General features: G+C 73.8%; 14 protein-coding genes. 9 read left to right on the forward strand and 5 right to left on the reverse strand.

Annotated elements, in window-relative coordinates; translation table 11 throughout:
* Positions 1-238: 238 nt before the first annotated feature.
* Positions 239-481 (forward strand): chaplin, encoded by a 243-nt coding sequence (locus ACWCYY_RS01945; RefSeq protein ID WP_380150374.1) that lies wholly within the window; start codon positions 239-241, stop codon positions 479-481.
* 224 nt (positions 482-705) lie between these two features.
* Positions 706-1,557: a chaplin family protein gene (locus ACWCYY_RS01950; RefSeq protein WP_380150373.1), complete on the forward strand. Its 852-nt coding sequence runs from the start codon at positions 706-708 to the stop codon at positions 1,555-1,557.
* Positions 1,558-1,663: 106 nt separating this feature from the next.
* Here ACWCYY_RS01950 and ACWCYY_RS01955 read toward each other — a convergent pair whose 3' ends face one another.
* Positions 1,664-1,873: a DUF5703 family protein gene (locus tag ACWCYY_RS01955; protein ID WP_380150372.1), complete on the reverse strand. Its 210-nt coding sequence runs from the start codon at positions 1,871-1,873 to the stop codon at positions 1,664-1,666.
* A gap of 391 nt (positions 1,874-2,264) precedes the next feature.
* Between ACWCYY_RS01955 and ACWCYY_RS01960 the strand changes: the two genes are divergently transcribed.
* A complete protein-coding gene (locus tag ACWCYY_RS01960; protein ID WP_380150371.1) occupies positions 2,265-2,885 on the forward strand; it encodes a hypothetical protein in 621 nt (206 codons plus the stop codon).
* Between the two features lie 157 nt (positions 2,886-3,042).
* Here ACWCYY_RS01960 and ACWCYY_RS01965 read toward each other — a convergent pair whose 3' ends face one another.
* Both ACWCYY_RS01965 and ACWCYY_RS01970 read right to left on the reverse strand, forming a co-directional pair.
* A complete protein-coding gene (locus ACWCYY_RS01965; RefSeq protein ID WP_449794801.1) occupies positions 3,043-5,310 on the reverse strand; it encodes a helix-hairpin-helix domain-containing protein in 2,268 nt (755 codons plus the stop codon).
* A 10-nt stretch (positions 5,311-5,320) separates the two neighbouring features.
* Positions 5,321-6,301, reverse strand: a complete 981-nt coding sequence (locus ACWCYY_RS01970) for an aldo/keto reductase (RefSeq protein WP_345289822.1) — start codon at positions 6,299-6,301, stop codon at positions 5,321-5,323.
* A 334-nt stretch (positions 6,302-6,635) separates the two neighbouring features.
* Here ACWCYY_RS01970 and ACWCYY_RS01975 point away from each other — a divergent pair, with 334 nt between their 5' ends.
* Positions 6,636-7,682 (forward strand): LLM class F420-dependent oxidoreductase, encoded by a 1,047-nt coding sequence (locus ACWCYY_RS01975; RefSeq protein ID WP_449794802.1) that lies wholly within the window; start codon positions 6,636-6,638, stop codon positions 7,680-7,682.
* 97 nt (positions 7,683-7,779) lie between these two features.
* On the opposite strand, the gene ACWCYY_RS01980 is transcribed toward ACWCYY_RS01975, so the two are convergent.
* Positions 7,780-8,760 (reverse strand): magnesium and cobalt transport protein CorA, encoded by a 981-nt coding sequence (locus ACWCYY_RS01980; RefSeq protein ID WP_345289807.1) that lies wholly within the window; start codon positions 8,758-8,760, stop codon positions 7,780-7,782.
* A gap of 91 nt (positions 8,761-8,851) precedes the next feature.
* Between ACWCYY_RS01980 and ACWCYY_RS01985 the strand changes: the two genes are divergently transcribed.
* From ACWCYY_RS01985 to mshC, 4 genes are all read left to right on the forward strand, one after another.
* Entirely contained in the window at positions 8,852-9,562 is a 711-nt protein-coding gene (locus tag ACWCYY_RS01985) for a histidine phosphatase family protein (protein ID WP_449794803.1), read from the forward strand.
* A gap of 269 nt (positions 9,563-9,831) precedes the next feature.
* Positions 9,832-10,410, forward strand: a complete 579-nt coding sequence (locus ACWCYY_RS01990) for a DUF3090 family protein (protein WP_345289804.1) — start codon at positions 9,832-9,834, stop codon at positions 10,408-10,410.
* 179 nt (positions 10,411-10,589) lie between these two features.
* Positions 10,590-11,387 (forward strand): SCO1664 family protein, encoded by a 798-nt coding sequence (locus ACWCYY_RS01995; RefSeq protein ID WP_449794845.1) that lies wholly within the window; start codon positions 10,590-10,592, stop codon positions 11,385-11,387.
* Positions 11,388-11,627: 240 nt separating this feature from the next.
* Positions 11,628-12,857, forward strand: a complete 1,230-nt coding sequence (mshC, locus tag ACWCYY_RS02000) for a cysteine--1-D-myo-inosityl 2-amino-2-deoxy-alpha-D-glucopyranoside ligase (protein ID WP_345289803.1) — start codon at positions 11,628-11,630, stop codon at positions 12,855-12,857.
* Positions 12,858-13,046: 189 nt separating this feature from the next.
* On the opposite strand, the gene ACWCYY_RS02005 is transcribed toward mshC, so the two are convergent.
* Positions 13,047-13,961: a PAC2 family protein gene (locus ACWCYY_RS02005; protein ID WP_345289802.1), complete on the reverse strand. Its 915-nt coding sequence runs from the start codon at positions 13,959-13,961 to the stop codon at positions 13,047-13,049.
* Between the two features lie 177 nt (positions 13,962-14,138).
* Here ACWCYY_RS02005 and ACWCYY_RS02010 point away from each other — a divergent pair, with 177 nt between their 5' ends.
* Entirely contained in the window at positions 14,139-14,501 is a 363-nt protein-coding gene (locus tag ACWCYY_RS02010; RefSeq protein ID WP_345289801.1) for a DUF1304 domain-containing protein, read from the forward strand.
* Positions 14,502-14,627 lie beyond the last annotated feature (126 nt).

Raw genomic sequence — 14,627 nt, forward strand, 5'->3', positions numbered from 1 at the left:
GGCCCGCCTCCGGATCACTCCGGAGGCGGGCCCTCCGTTTGTCGGAGGGGATGACGATGTCCGGGGGTGAAGAAAGGATTCTTCGAGGAGTCAACTGGGCGTCCTTCTGTGCGAGTTGTCACCGCTGCGGGTGAATGCATGATCCCTCCCGTACCCCGTTCGGCCCATGCGCCGTTCACCCATTTGCAGGCCGGGAGACGGACTGCGGAGTACAGGAATCGACCAGGAGGAAAGACCCATGAAGGTCAAGAAGATCGTCGCCGTTGCCGCCGCCACCGGTGGTCTGGTGCTCGCCGGTGCGGGTGCCGCCGTCGCTCACGGCGGCGCGGCCGCGAACGGTTTCGCGACCAACTCCCCGGGTGTGCTGTCGGGCAACAGCGTCCAGGTTCCGGTGCACGTGCCGGTCAACCTGTGCGGCAACACCGTCAGCGTCATCGGCGTGCTGAACCCGGCGTTCGGCAACAACTGCGCCAACTTCTGATCGGATCCCGGCCGCCAGGCCGGGCACCCGGTTGAGAAGGGGTTGACCCCGGACGGGCCCTCCGCGACTTCGTGGGGGGCCCGTCCGCGTGTGCGAGGGCCGCTCACTCGATGGGGTGAAGAGGTCCGTTCGGGTCAACCGCGGGACCGCCGGGCTCGTTGTTCGGTGTACCGGCGAAGACCGCATCGGGAATTCCGACAATCACACACCACTCAGGGGAGTACATGCGTCAGGTCGCTAAGAAGGGCATCTTCACGGTGGTCGCCACGGGCAGCGTGCTGGCCTCGGCCTCCGGTTACGCCTACGCCGGCGCGGATGCCCAGGGAGTCACCACCAACTCGCCCGGCGTCGGCTCCGGGAACAGCCTCCAGGCGCCCGTGGACATCCCCGTCAACGCCTGCGGGAACACCGTGAGCGTGGTGGGCCTGCTCAACCCGGCGATGGGCAACGACTGCGCCAACGCCTCCGGCGGCTCCCGGCACGGCGGCGGCCCGCACCACGACGGCCCGTCCACCAAGAGCGGCGGCGCGCAGGCCGGGAGCACCACCGCCAACTCGCCCGGCGTCGCCTCGGGGAACAGCATCCACGCCCCCGTCTCCATCCCCGTGAACGCCTGCGGCAACTCGGTGGACGTGGTCGGGATCGCCAACCCCGCCTTCGGCAACGACTGCGCCAACGTCGCCACCCCGCCCGCCCCGCCGCACCACGTCCCGGACGAGGACTGCGACGAGCACGGCACCCACAACCCGCCGCCGCCCGCCTCCAGCCAGCCCCCCGGCACCGTCCCGCCGAGCAGCAGCACCGGCGGCCACGGCAACGGCCGCGGCGGTCTCCCCGGTGGCGAGCTCCCCGGCACCGTGGTGACCGGTCAGCCCGTCTCCTTCACCGAGACCCCGCCGCCGGCCCCGGCCCCGGCCGCCGCCCGCACCGCCTCCCCGGCCGCGGTGGCGGCCCCGGCCCGGGCCCAGCTGGCGCAGACCGGTTCGGACGGCCTGCAGCTGATCACCGCCACCGGGGCGGCCCTGCTGCTCGGCGGCGGCGTGCTCTACCGCCGCTCGCGGGCGGGCGCGCGCTGACGCGTCCCGGCGGAACGCCGGAGGGGCGTGGCACACCCGGTGCCACGCCCCTCCGGCGTTCGTTCGCAGGGCCCCGGGCGACGGCCCGGGTGGTCTCAGCCGACGGTCACCAGCTGCGGACCTGACGGATGATCCGTCGGCGCAGCAGCACGGTGCGGCTGCCGTCGGGGAAGAGCTTCAGCCTGTCCAGCTCCCAGTGCCCGTACTCGGCGTGCTCGGTCAGCAGCTGCCGGGCCGCGTTGCGGGTGGTGCCGCGGGGCATGCGCAGCGACTGGTACTCGTACTCGGGCTGCCGGACCAGCTTGGGTGGGGTCAAGACTCTCCTCCTGCGGGACGACGCATGCAGGCAAGGGTACGACCTGCCTGTGACGGCCTGGGCCGGGCGGCGCCCCGGCCCCGCCCGATCCGTCAGGTGAGCCTCGGTGCTCCGGGGCTGACAGTCAATCAGTTTTCGTACCGAGGAAGGGATACCCACCCCGGCCGGGGCCGATGCGCGGCGCGGCGGGAGGGTGGGCGGTCGGCTCGGCGGTCGCTCCGGCGGTCGGTGCGGCGGTCGGCTCGGCGGTCGGTGCGGCAGTCGTTCTGCCGGTCGGGGCGGGGTACAGAACCGTCCGGACCGGACATCCGGGCGGAAGTTGCGGTGAATTCCCGGAAGTAGACGACAACCCCTGTGCGTGTCGAGGCTCCGGGGAGATAGCGTCAGCACCATGTCTGATGCCGCGCAGCTCACCATCGCCGAGGTACGGGCCGCCGCCGAGGCGGTCAAGTCCGCCATCGACCGCCACCTGGCGGCGGTCACCGGCCACTCCGAAGCGGGTGATCCCGGTGTGGTCGCCGCTTACGAGGAGCTCGCCGCGGCGGCCATCGCCTACGACCAGATCCTTTACGAGGCCTACGACGAGGTCACCCCGTTCGAAGTGCCGGGCGACGAGGGCAGCGGTGGCTACACCGGTCCGGACCAGCCCGAGGCGATCAGCGTGCTGATCCGACGGGACTACCTGATCACCGACGCCAAGCGGCTGCGGGCCCAGGCCGAGCGGGTGGACAGCTCGCTGGTGCCCGGCGGCGGCCAGGACGGCAGCGGCGTGAACGCGGCCATCGGCGTGCTGTTCGGCGAGTACGAACCGGACGAGATCGCGGCCCGCTGCGAGGAGTTCGGCCTGGAGGAGGGGGACTCCACCCTCTGGGTGGCGGCTGCCGAGCCCTCCGACCCGGGCGAGTGGCTCCCGGAGCCGTTCGACGGTGCCGACCCGCAGCTGCTGATCTGCCGGTTCGACGTCAGCGAGGTCTACGACGACGACCTGGACGGATTGGACGAGGAGGAGTAGCCGGCGGCGGGGTGTGCGGCTCCGCACGGCTCCGTACGGCGTGGAGGGGCGGGCCCGGTGGGCCCGCCCCTCCGTCGTGTCCCGTAGCTCGTGGCTCGCGCCTCCGTGCTGTCGCTCGACGACTCTGCGCCGTCGCTCGTGGCGCGGCTCAGTGCGCTCAGTACGCCTGCTCGGCCTGCTCCGCCAGGATCGACCGCAGGCGGGTGGTGCGCGGACGGGCCGGGCGCTCGGCGACGGCCTGGGCCAGCGCGGGGCCGGCCGCGTGCACCACGGAGAGGTGGCGCTCGGCGCGGCCGAAGACGGTGTAGGCCCACTGCCTGGTCAGCCCGGCCGCGGCGTCCTCCGGGAGCACGGCGACCACGCCGGGCCAGCGACGGCCGACCGCCTGATGCCCCGTCAGGGCCCAGCCGTGGCGCAGCTCGGAGACCTTCGCGGGCGGCAGGGTGAGCCGGGTGCCGCCGGCCAGCTCCAGGTGCAGCCCGGCGGCGTCGCCGTCCAGCACGCGGCCGAGCCGGGCCACGCCCGGGGCGGGGGAGTGCACCACCCGGTCGCCCGGGTCGAAGCCGCCGAACCGGCCGGGGCCGGGGTTGAGCCGGGCCTTGGCCGCCGCGTTCAGCGCCCGGGTGCCGGCCGCGCCGCCGTGACCGGGCGTCAGCAGCACCACCTGCTCGGCCGGGATGCCGAGGGCGCGCGGGATGGAGTCGGTGAGCAGCTGCACCGCGCGGTGCACCGCCTCGCCGCCGTCCTTGGCGGTGAGGATCACCACCTCCTTCTCCGGTGCGTCGACGGGCTGGAGCTCGCCGATGCCGATGGAGGAGACCAGCTCGCCGATCGGGCCGAAGTCCGGTGTCCGGGAGGCGACCGCCGGGCAGGTCTTGGCGGCCAGCAGGTCGGCGAAGAACCGGCCGGGGCCGGCCGACCAGAGCTGCCCCGGGTCCCCGCTGAGCACCAGCCGGGTGGAGTCGGCCAGCGCCTCCAGCAGGGTGGCGGCCAGCTCGACGTCGACCAGCGGGGCGTCCAGCACGATCAGCAGGTCCAGGGCGAGCGAACCGTCCGAGGCCCGGGCCGGGCCCTCGGCACCGGCCAGCAGCTCGCCGAGCACGGCGACCTCGGCGGCCCCGCTCCGCGCCCGCAGGGCGTCCCGGCCCTCGGCCGTCCACGTCGCGGCCCAGGCCCGGAGGCCCAGCCCGAGGGCGGCGGTGAGCAGCGCGGCGGGCTCCGCGCGGGCGGCCTCGCCGCCGGTGTGCAGCACCACGGGGTGCTCGGCGACGGCACGGATCAGGGCGGTGGCGGAGGAGGACGGCGCGGCGACGGCGGCCGCCTCCCAGGCGGCAGGGCCGGGCTGCACGGGAGCCGACGGGGCGTCAGCGGGCTCGGCCACCGCGGCTCCGGCGTCCGGTGCGACCCCGGTGTTCGCCGCGTCGTCGGTGCCGCTGTCGGTGGTGCGGTCGATTCCGTCGGTCGAGTCGGTCGCGTCGGTTGCGTCCTCGGAGGTGGAGGGCGCGTCGTCCTCCGAGCCGTCGTCGGCCGCCGCCGCGTCCGGGGCGGGCTCGGTGGCCCGGGCCGCCTCGTACTCCTCGTCGGTGCCGGGCACGAAGGTGGACATCACCCGTACGAGACCGTCCGCGAGGCTCTCCTCGGCGAGGGCCAGCCGCTCCAGTGCGAGCAGCGTCCGCATCGGGGGCTCGTCGTCCTCGTCGCCGGACGGGCGGTGGCCGGGCAGCTCCTCCTGAAAGGCCATCACCCGGCCGTCCACCACGACCTCCTGGAGCGCGGCGGCCGCGTCCGGCAGGCCGAGCCGCTCCAGCCCCGAGGCCACCTCGCCGATCTCCGCCGCCGAGTCGCCGCGCAGCGCGGCCTGCTCCAGCAGCCAGGGCACCAGTGCCTGGGCACGGCGCGGGTCGCCGGGCCCGGCCGCCGGGCCGAGCAGGCCCCGGGCGAAGCCGTCCGCCTGGTCGGGCCGGACACCGGGGAGGGCGAGCACCGCCCACGGGTCCTCCCGCAGCAGGCCGGCCGCGCCCTCGCCGAGCGCCGCCACGGCGGCCGGGGCGAAGTCGGCCGGGGCGCCCCCGGCCGTCAGCACCTCGGCGGCCTCCCGCAGCGCCTGCTCGCGCTGCCCGTCCACCGCGCCGGGGGCCGGGGCGGTGGCCCCGCCCGGCGCGGAGGAGGCGGTGGCGGGGCCGGAGCCGCCGCCGACCGTGCCGCCGACCGTACGGATCGCCTCGGCCAGCGCGGCCACGGTGGCCGCCGTCGCCGGCCCGGCCGCTGTCGTACCGTCAGCTCCCGCGGCACCCGCAGCTCCCGGCTCGGACGCCCGCTCGGGCTCCCGCTCGGACGCTCCTCGGGGTGCCTGCTCGGGTGCCTGCCCACGTCCCTGGTCCGGAGCGCCCTCGGCCACGTTCTCCGCTTCCTCCACGTCGCCCACCACTTCGCTCCTACAGCTCCGTCCAGCCCTGGTCCGGGTAGCGGTGCACCGGGGCCGAGACGTCGTCCAGCGCACCGCGGATCTCACCCGGTAGCGTAAGCGCCTCCACCGACAGGGCCGCCGCCAGCTGTCCGGCGGTCCGGGCGCCGACCAGCGCGCTCGCCACGCCGGGCCGGTCCCGGGCCCAGGCGAGGGCCACCGCGAGCGGGCTGCTGGCCAGACCGTCGGCGGCGGTGGCGAGGGCGTCCACGATCCGGCGCGACCGCTCGCCGAGGTACGGCTGCACGAAGCCCGACAGGTGGGGCGAGGCCCCGCGCGACTCGGGCGGCACGCCGTGCCGGTACTTCCCGGTGAGCACGCCGCGACCGAGCGGGGAGGAGGCGATCACCCCGAGCCCCGCGTCCAGGGCGGCGGGCAGCACCTCGCGCTCGATGCCGCGCTGGAGCAGCGAGTACTCCATCTGGGTGGAGGCCAGCGGGACCCGGCCGGGGTGGGCGCGCTGCCAGGTGGCGGCCTTGGCCAGCTGCCAGCCGCTGTGGTTGGAGAGCCCGACGTAGCGCGCCCGGCCGGAGGAGACGGCCAGGTCGAGGGCGTGCAGGGTCTCCTCGGTGGGGGTGCCGGGGTCGAAGGCGTGCACCTGCCACAGGTCCACGTAGTCGGTGCCCAGGCGGCGCAGCGAGGCGTCGAGGGCGGACAGCAGGCCGCCGCGGGAGGTGTCGAAGCGCCGGTCGGAGTCGGGGGTGCTGCCGGCCTTGGTGGCGATCACCAGGTCCGAGCGCGGGACCAGACCGTCCGTCAGCCGGGAGATCAGGTACTCGGCGCCGCCGTCGGCGTACACGTCGGCGGTGTCGACGAGGGTGCCGCCGGCGTCGACGAAGGTCTTGAGCTGCTCGGCGGCCTCGTGCTCGTCGGTGTCCCGGCCCCAGGTCATGGTGCCCAGGCCGAGCCGGGAGACCCGCAGGCCGGTCCGGCCGAGGTGACGCTGTTCCATCGGGCAGACCCTCCGTCGGCTGACCCGCGCCCGGGTGACGTCGGCGGCGACATCGGCGCAGGTGGGGGAAGGTGCCTCCCCCGTCGGCCGAGCGTAGCGGCCCTGGCCCGGGCCGCCGCGCCGACGTGCCGGGAGCGCGACACGCGTGTGTTCCCGGGCGACACGCGCGGACCTGTCGGGCGACACGCGCGGACCCGAAGGGCGACACGTGCGGGTACCTACCGGTGGGTAGCTTGACCGGCTACGCTCCGTCCAGCGGCTCGCCGTCGGGCGGCCGGGCCACCACGCACCCCCGTACCCCGTACCCCCTGACACCCCTCCGGAGGGCCATCCCATGCGACTCGGCATCAATCTCGGCTACTGGGGCCTCGGCATGGACGCCGACAACATCGCCGTCGCCCAGGAGGCCGACCGGCTCGGCTACTCGGTCTGCTGGGCGGCCGAGGCGTACGGGTCGGACGCCGCCACCGTGCTCTCCTACGTGGCCGCCAAGACCGAGCGGATCGACGTCGGCTCCGCCATCTTCCAGATCCCGGCCCGGACCCCCGCGATGACCGCCATGACCGCGGCCACCCTGGACACCCTGTCGGGCGGCCGCTTCCGGCTCGGTCTCGGCGTCTCCGGCCCGCAGGTCTCCGAGGGCTGGTACGGCGTCAAGTTCGACAAGCCGCTGGCCCGCACCCGCGAGTACGTGGAGATCATCCGCAAGGCGATGTCCCGCGAGCGGCTCAGCCACGAGGGCGCCCACTGGACCCTGCCGCTGCCCGGCGGCCCGGGCAAGCCGCTCAAGCTGACGGTGCATCCGGTCCGCGAGCACATCCCGCTCTACATCGCCGCGATCGGCCCGAAGAACCTGGAGCAGACCGGCGAGATCGCCGACGGCTGGCTCGGCATCTTCTTCGCCCCCGAGCACGCCGCACTCTCCCTCGACCCGCTCAAGGCCGGCCGGGCCAAGGCCGGGCAGACCCTGGAGGGCTTCGACCTCTGCCCGACCGTCGCCATCTCGGTCGGCGAGGACGTCAAGGCCGCCGCCGACGTGCAGCGCCCCTACACCGCCCTCTACGTCGGCGGCATGGGCTCCAAGGAGAAGAACTTCTACAACCAGCTGGCCCGGCGGATGGGCTACGAGCAGGCCGCCGACGAGATCCAGGAGAAGTACCTGGCCAAGGACTACGCGGGTGCGGCCGCCGCCGTCCCGCACGACCTGATCGACTCCACCGCGCTGCTCGGCACCACCGAGCGGATCGCCGACCGGATGCAGGCCTACGCCGACGCGGGCGTCACCACCCTCACCCTCGCCCCGGCCGGCTTCACCCTGGAGGAGCGGATCACCGCCCTGCGCACCGGCGTCGAGGCCCTGGAGCGCGCCGGACTCGCCTGACCCGGCCCGGGGTCCCGCACCGAGTCCGCCGAGTCCGCCGAGTCCGCCGAGCCCGGTGGCTCCGGCGGGCTCGGCGGATCAGGTGGCTCCGGCGCTGCTACAGCCAGCCGCTGCGCTTGAAGACCCGGTGCAGGACCAGACAGATCGTCACCATCACCCCGACCGCCGCCGGGTAGCCCCAGGGCTGGCGCAGCTCGGGCATGTCCTCGAAGTTCATCCCGTACACGCCCGCGATCATCGTCGGCACGGCGGCCAGCGCCGCCCAGGCCGAGATCTTCCGCATGTCGTTGTTCTGCTGCACGCTGACCTGCGCGAGGTTGGCGTTCAGGATGTCGGAGAGCAACCGGTCGAGCGCGTCCACCTGCTCGTTGACCCGGGTCAGGTGGTCGGCCACGTCGCGGAAGTACGGCCGCAGCTTGGCGGGGACGGACTCCACGGTGCCCGAGGCCAGGCGCAGCAGCGGTTCCTGGAGCGGGACGGTGGCCTTCCGCACCCCGGTCACCTGCCGTTTGAAGGCGTAGATCCGCTCGGCCAGCCCGCGGACCGGGCGGCCGGGCGCGAACACCTCGGCCTCCAGGTCGTCCAGGTCGCCCTGGAGCGCGGTGGTGATCTCCAGGTACTGGTCCACCACCATGTCGGCGACGGCGTAGAGCACGGCGGCCGGGCCCTGTGCGAGCAGCTCGGGCTCCTTCTCCAGCGTGGAGCGCAGGCCGGCGAGCGGGCTGTCCGTGCCGTGCCGGACCGTCATCACGTAGCAGTCGCCGAGGAAGAGCATCACCTCGCCGGTGGAGACGGTGTGCCCGTCCGGGTGGTAGCCGAGGGTCTTGAGCACCATGAAGGCCGAGCCGGGGAACCGCTCCAGCTTGGGGCGCTGATGGGCCGTCACGGCGTCCTCGACGGCGAGCGGGTGGAGGCCGAACTCCTCGCTGACCAGGTCCAGCTCGCCGGTCGTGGGCTCCACCAGGCCGAGCCAGACGAAAGCGTCTCCGGCCTTCCGGGCGGCCGCCAGGGCGTCCGAGAGGTCCTCGGGGCCCGGGGTGCGACGGCCTGCGCGGTATATGGCGCTGTCGACGATCATGCGGTCCATTCTGGTGCCTGCCGCCCCGTTGCGGCCCGAGGAGTGCACCATACCGAGCCTGTGGGCCGCCGGAAGGCCGTACGCTGACGCCATGCCGACCCTGTTGCTCGTCCGCCACGGCCGTTCCACCGCCAACACGGCGGGGGTGCTCGCCGGTTGGACGCCCGACGTGCACCTCGACGAGACCGGCCGGGCCCAGGCCGCCGGGCTGGCCGCGCGGCTGGACGGGATCCCCTTGGTCAAGGCCGTCTCCAGCCCGTTGGAGCGCTGCGCCGAGACCCTCGCCCCGCTGCTCGGGGGCCGCCCCGAGCTCGGCCCGGCCGCCGTGGACGAGCGACTCGGCGAGTGCCACTACGGGGACTGGACCGGGCGGCCGCTGGCCGAGCTGGCCAAGGAGCCGCTCTGGCGCACCGTCCAGGACCACGCGGCGGCGGCGGTGTTCCCCGGCGGCGAGTCGCTGCGGGAGCTGAGCCACCGGACGGTGGACGCCGTGCGGGAGTGGAACGAGAAGATCGAGGCCGAGCACGGGCCGGACGCGGTCTGGGTCGCCTGCTCGCACGGCGACGTGATCAAGGCGGTGGTGGCGGACGCGCTCGGCCTGCACCTGGACCACTTCCAGCGGATCTCGGTCGAACCGTGCTCGGTCACCGCGATCCGCTACACCCCGCAGCGGCCGTTCGTGCTGCGGGTCGGGGACACCGGGAGTCTGGCCTCGCTCGCGCCGCGACCCCCGGCCGAGGGCGGAGGCGGTGGCGGCGGCAACGGGGACGCCGTGGTCGGCGGGGACACCGGAGTCCGCTAGGCGTCGTGACGGCCGGGGCGGGAACGGTGCGGCGCGAAGGGCGCGGCGGGAGGCGCGTGGCGGGTGACGGCGGCGGTGGCCCGTCGACGTGACGGCGCACGCCCCTCCATCTGACGCAGCGGCACCCGGCCTGCCCCAACTGGGCTGCGCAGGCCGTAGGGTGGCCGGTGAGACCACGATCCACAGCGCGACACCCGCCACGTCCCAGATGGCCAGTCCCAGATCGCCACGGCGCCACGGCGCCAGATTCCAGAACCCGGAGCGAGCACGTGCCCCGTCAGGTCCACTTCTATGACCAGCCCGAGAGGTTCGTCGCGGGCACCGTCGGCCAGCCCGGGGCCCGGGCCTTCTTCCTCCAGGCCAGCGCGCGGGGTCGGATCACCTCCGTACTGCTGGAGAAGGCCCAGGTGGCCGCGCTCGCGGAACGGGTCGAGCAGGTGCTCGACGAGGCCCTGAGGCGCAGCGGGGGCGACGCGGACATCCCGCAGTCCGCACCGGCCGAGCTGATCGACACGGCGCCGCTCGACCTCCCGCTGGAGCAGGAGTTCCGGGTCGGCACCATGGCGCTGGCCTGGGACAGCGTCGAGGAGTGCCTGGTGGTCGAGGCCCAGGCGGTGGTCGAGACCGAGGAGGACGCCGCCGAGGCGGAGGCCGAGTACTACGACGACGAGGACGACGAGAACGGCCCCGACATGCTCCGGGTCCGGCTCAGCGGTGCGATGGCCCGCGTCTTCGCCAAGCGCGCACTCGACCTGGTCGCGGCCGGCCGCAAGCCCTGCCCGTTCTGCAACCTGCCGCTCGACCCCGAGGGCCACCTCTGCCCCCGGGCGAACGGGTACCGGCGCTGACCGTGGAGCGCACGGGCGGGGCGGGACCGCAGGCGGATCGGACGGCGACGGAGCCGGAGTCGGCGTCGGTCGCGGCTGCCGAGTCGATGGCGGAGTCGGCTGCGGCGGAGGGCCGGGCCGAGGGGCAGATCGAGGAGCAGATCGAGGTACCGGTGGCGGACCCGGCCGTCAGCGCCGCGCTGGCCGCCGACCCGGAGGCCGCACTGGAACTGCTCCGCTCGGGCGAACTGGAGGTGCACGGCCGGGTCACCAGCGCCTCCAACGCCGTGCTCTACTGCACCGTCACCCTGGACGGCCTGACCGTGCCCTGCGCCTACAAGCCGGTCGCGGGGGAGCGGCCGCTGTGGGACTTCCCCGACGGCACGCTGGCCGGGCGGGAAGAGGCCTCCTTCCTGGTCTCGGCCGCCACCGGGTGGGGCCTGGTGCCGCCCACGGTGATGCGGGACGGCCAGGCCGGGCCCGGCACGGTGCAGCTCTGGATCGAACCGGACGACGAGGCCGAGGAACTGATCGACCTTCAGGACCCGGCCGGCCCCGAACCCGGCTGGCTCCCGATCGTCCGCGCGGACGTGGGCGGCGGGCGGACGGCCTTGCTGGTGCACCGCGACGACGAGCGGCTGCGCCGTCTGGCGGTACTCGACGCGGTGCTGAACAACTCCGACCGGAAGGGCGGCCACTGGATCACCGCTCCGGACGGCCGGCTGTACGGCATCGACCACGGCGTGACCTTCGCGGAACCGGCCAAGCTGCGCACCCTGCTCTGGGGCTGGGCCGGCGAGCCGCTGCCGGACGAGGCGTCAGAGGTGCTCGGCCAGTTGGCCGGTGCCCTGGACGGCGCACTCGGAGAGAGCCTTCGCCCGCTGATCACGCCCGTCGAACTGGACGCGACCCGGGCCCGGGTCGCCGCGCTGGTGCGTGGCGGACGTCACCCGGAGCCGTCGCCCGACTGGCCGTCCATCCCCTGGCCGCCGGTCTGAGACCGGGGCGAGTCCGGGGTGCACCCGGCGCGCGTGGTTGGTGTGTTCAGCGCGCGTCCGGTGCGCGCCCGGTGCGTATGCGGCGCGTGTGAGGCCTGCGCTCGGGTCGGCCCGGGGCGCCGGCACGGGGAATGGTACGAGGCTCCCAGGTGGGCGCGGGGCGAACCGGTAGCGAACGCAATCCGGCCGATCTCGCGTACTGGTTAGCCTTTCAAATGATCGCGAGGTTAGAGTCGAGCCATGCATTCCTGGCCCGCCTCCGAGGTTCCCGCCCTGCCTGGTCAGGGGCTTCCCCTCCACATCCACGACACCGCCACGAACAGTGTCCGGGAGGTGGTCCCGCAGGGGCCGACCGCCCGGCTGTACGTCTGCGGCATCACCCCCTACGACGCCACCCACCTCGGCCACGCCGCCACCTACAACACCTTCGACCTGGTGCAGCGGGTCTGGAAGGACGCCGGCCACGACGTCCTGTACGTCCAGAACGTCACCGACGTGGACGACCCGCTGCTGGAGCGGGCGGTGGCGACCGGTCAGGACTGGACGGTGCTGGCCGAGCGTGAGACCGCCCTGTTCCGTGAGGACATGACGGCGCTGCGGATGCTCCCCCCGGCCCACTACATCGGCGCCGTCGAGTCGATCCCGTGGATCGTCCCGCTGGTGAAGAAGCTGCTCGCCTCTGGTGCGGCCTACGAGCTGGACGGCGACATCTACTTCTCGGTCGAGTCCGACCCGCACTTCGGCGAGGTCTCCGGCCTCGATCGGGAGGAGATGGTCCCGGTCTTCGCCGAGCGCGGCGGTGACCCGGAGCGCCCGGGCAAGAAGCACCCGCTGGACGCCCTGCTCTGGCTCTCGGCCCGCCCGAACGAGCCCGCCTGGGACACCGAGCTCGGCCACGGCCGGCCCGGTTGGCACATCGAGTGCGTGGCCATCGCGCTGCAGTACCTGGACATGGGCTTCGACATCCAGGGTGGCGGCAGCGACCTCTCCTTCCCGCACCACGAGATGGGCGCCTCCCACGCCCAGGTCGCCAGCGGTGCGCACCCCTACGCCCGGGCGTACGTGCACGCCGGGATGGTCGGGCTCGACGGGCACAAGATGTCCAAGTCGCGCGGGAACCTGGTCTTCGTCTCGGCCCTGCGCCGGGAGGGTGTCGACCCGGCAGCGATCCGGCTCGCGCTGCTGGCCCACCACTACCGCAGCGACTGGGAGTGGACCCAGGACGACCTGGACCAGGCGCAGGAGCGGCTCGCCCGCTGGCGTGCCGCGGTCTCCCGGCCTGACGGCCCGTCGGCCGAGGAACTGCTGGCCGAGGTCCGTGCCGCACTCGCCGACGACCTGAACGCTCCGGCGGCACTGGCCGCCGTGGACCGCTGGGCCGACCGGCAGGCCGAGACCGGTGGTACCGACATCGGCGCCCCGGGCCTGGTCTCCCGGACGGTGGACGCCCTGCTGGGCGTGGCGCTCTAGGGATCGGACGGGACAGGGTCCGCACCGCTTCGAGATTCTCGTCGTGGTGCGGACCCTGTCGTTTCGTCAGATGCTCGTCCCGTCAACGCCCGTGCTCGGCGTCGGCGCTCCTACGGGCGTCGGTGCTCCTGCGGTCGCTGTCGGTCGCTGGGCGTCGGCCGGTTGACGACGGCCGGTCGACGACGGCCGTCACTGGTCCTCGTCCTGCGGGTTCTTCGGCTCGGTGGCGTGGCCGGAGACGGGCTTCTCGCCGGTCGGGCCGAGGTTGTCCCGACGCCTGAGGTACCGCTCGAACTCGCGGGCGATGGCGTCTCCCGACGCCTCCGGCAGTTCGGCGGTGTCCTGAGCCTCCTCCAGCTGCTGGACGTACTCCGCCACCTCGCTGTCCTCCGCAGCCAGCTGGTCCACTCCGAGCTGCCAGGCGCGGGAGTCCTCGGTCAGCTCGCCCGGCGGGATCCGCAGGTCGAGCAGGTCCTCCAGCTTGTTGATGAGGGCCAGGGTGGCCTTCGGGTTCGGCGGCTGAGCCACGTAGTGCGGCACTGCTGCCCAGAGCGTCACGGCCGGGACACCGGCGTGGGCGCAGGCCTCCTGGAGCACGCCGACGATGCCGGTCGGCCCCTCGTAGCGGCTCTCCTCCAGGTCGAGCGAGCGGGCCAGCGCGGCGTCCGAGGTGACCCCGCTCACCGGGACCGGCCGGCTGTGCGGGGCGTCGCCCAGCAGGGCGCCCAGGATCACCACCAGCTCGACGCCCAACTCATGGGCGAAGCCGAGCAGTTCGTTGCAGTACGAGCGCCAGCGCATGCTGGGCTCGATGCCGCGGACCAGCACGAGGTCGCGCGGGCGCGGCTCCGTCACCCGGACCACCGAGAGCCGGGTGGTCGGCCAGGTGATCCGACGCACCCCGCCGTCCAGCCAGATGGTCGGTCGGTTGACCTGGAAGTCGTAGTAGTCCTCGGCGTCCAGTGCCGCGAAGACCTTGCCGCCCCAGGTCGAGTCGAGGTGCCCTACGGCGGCGGAGGCCGCGTCACCTGCGTCGTTCCAGCCTTCGAAGGCGCAGACCATCACCGGGTCGATCAACTCGGGAACATCTTCCAGCTCGATCACCCAGCGTCTCCCTCCGGACGTTCCATGGTCCCTACCTGCCCAGCCTACGAGCTTTGAAGCGTGGGCCAGGAGCGGTCGAGCCTATCCCGGGGAACCCTTGGCGACCCAGTCGGTTTTGGACACTCATGGACAGCTGTCTATAATTGCTGGACAGTCGTCCATGAAAGGGAGCCTGACGTGAACCTCCTCGCGAACGTCCTGGTCGGTCTGGTGGCCGCGTTGCACATGTGGATCCTGGTGCTGGAGATGTTCCTCTGGGAGCGGGCGCCGGGCCGCGGGCTCTCGGGCTTCGACGCCGCGATGGCCAAGGCCACTGCGCCGCTGGCGGCCAATCAGGGGTTGTACAACGGCTTCCTCGCCGCCGGTCTGGTCTGGGGTCTGGTGGCGGCGGACCCGACCGGCTTCCGGGTCCAGGTCTTCTTCCTCAGCTGCGTGGTCGTGGCCGGTCTGTACGGTGCCGCCACCGCCAACCGCCGCATCCTGGTCGCCCAGGCGCTGCCCGGCGCGCTCGCCCTCACTGCGGTGCTGGTCGCGGGATGACCGACCCTCGTCCGCGGTCCGGTGCCCAGCCCGGCCGTCAGCCCGCTCGGCAAGCCGGTCATCAGGCCGGCTCTCGGCCCGATGCCCAGCCCGGGGCGCGGTCCGGCCCTCGCCCGGATCCGCATG

The sequence above is a fragment of the Kitasatospora sp. NPDC001664 genome (assembly GCF_053596675.1).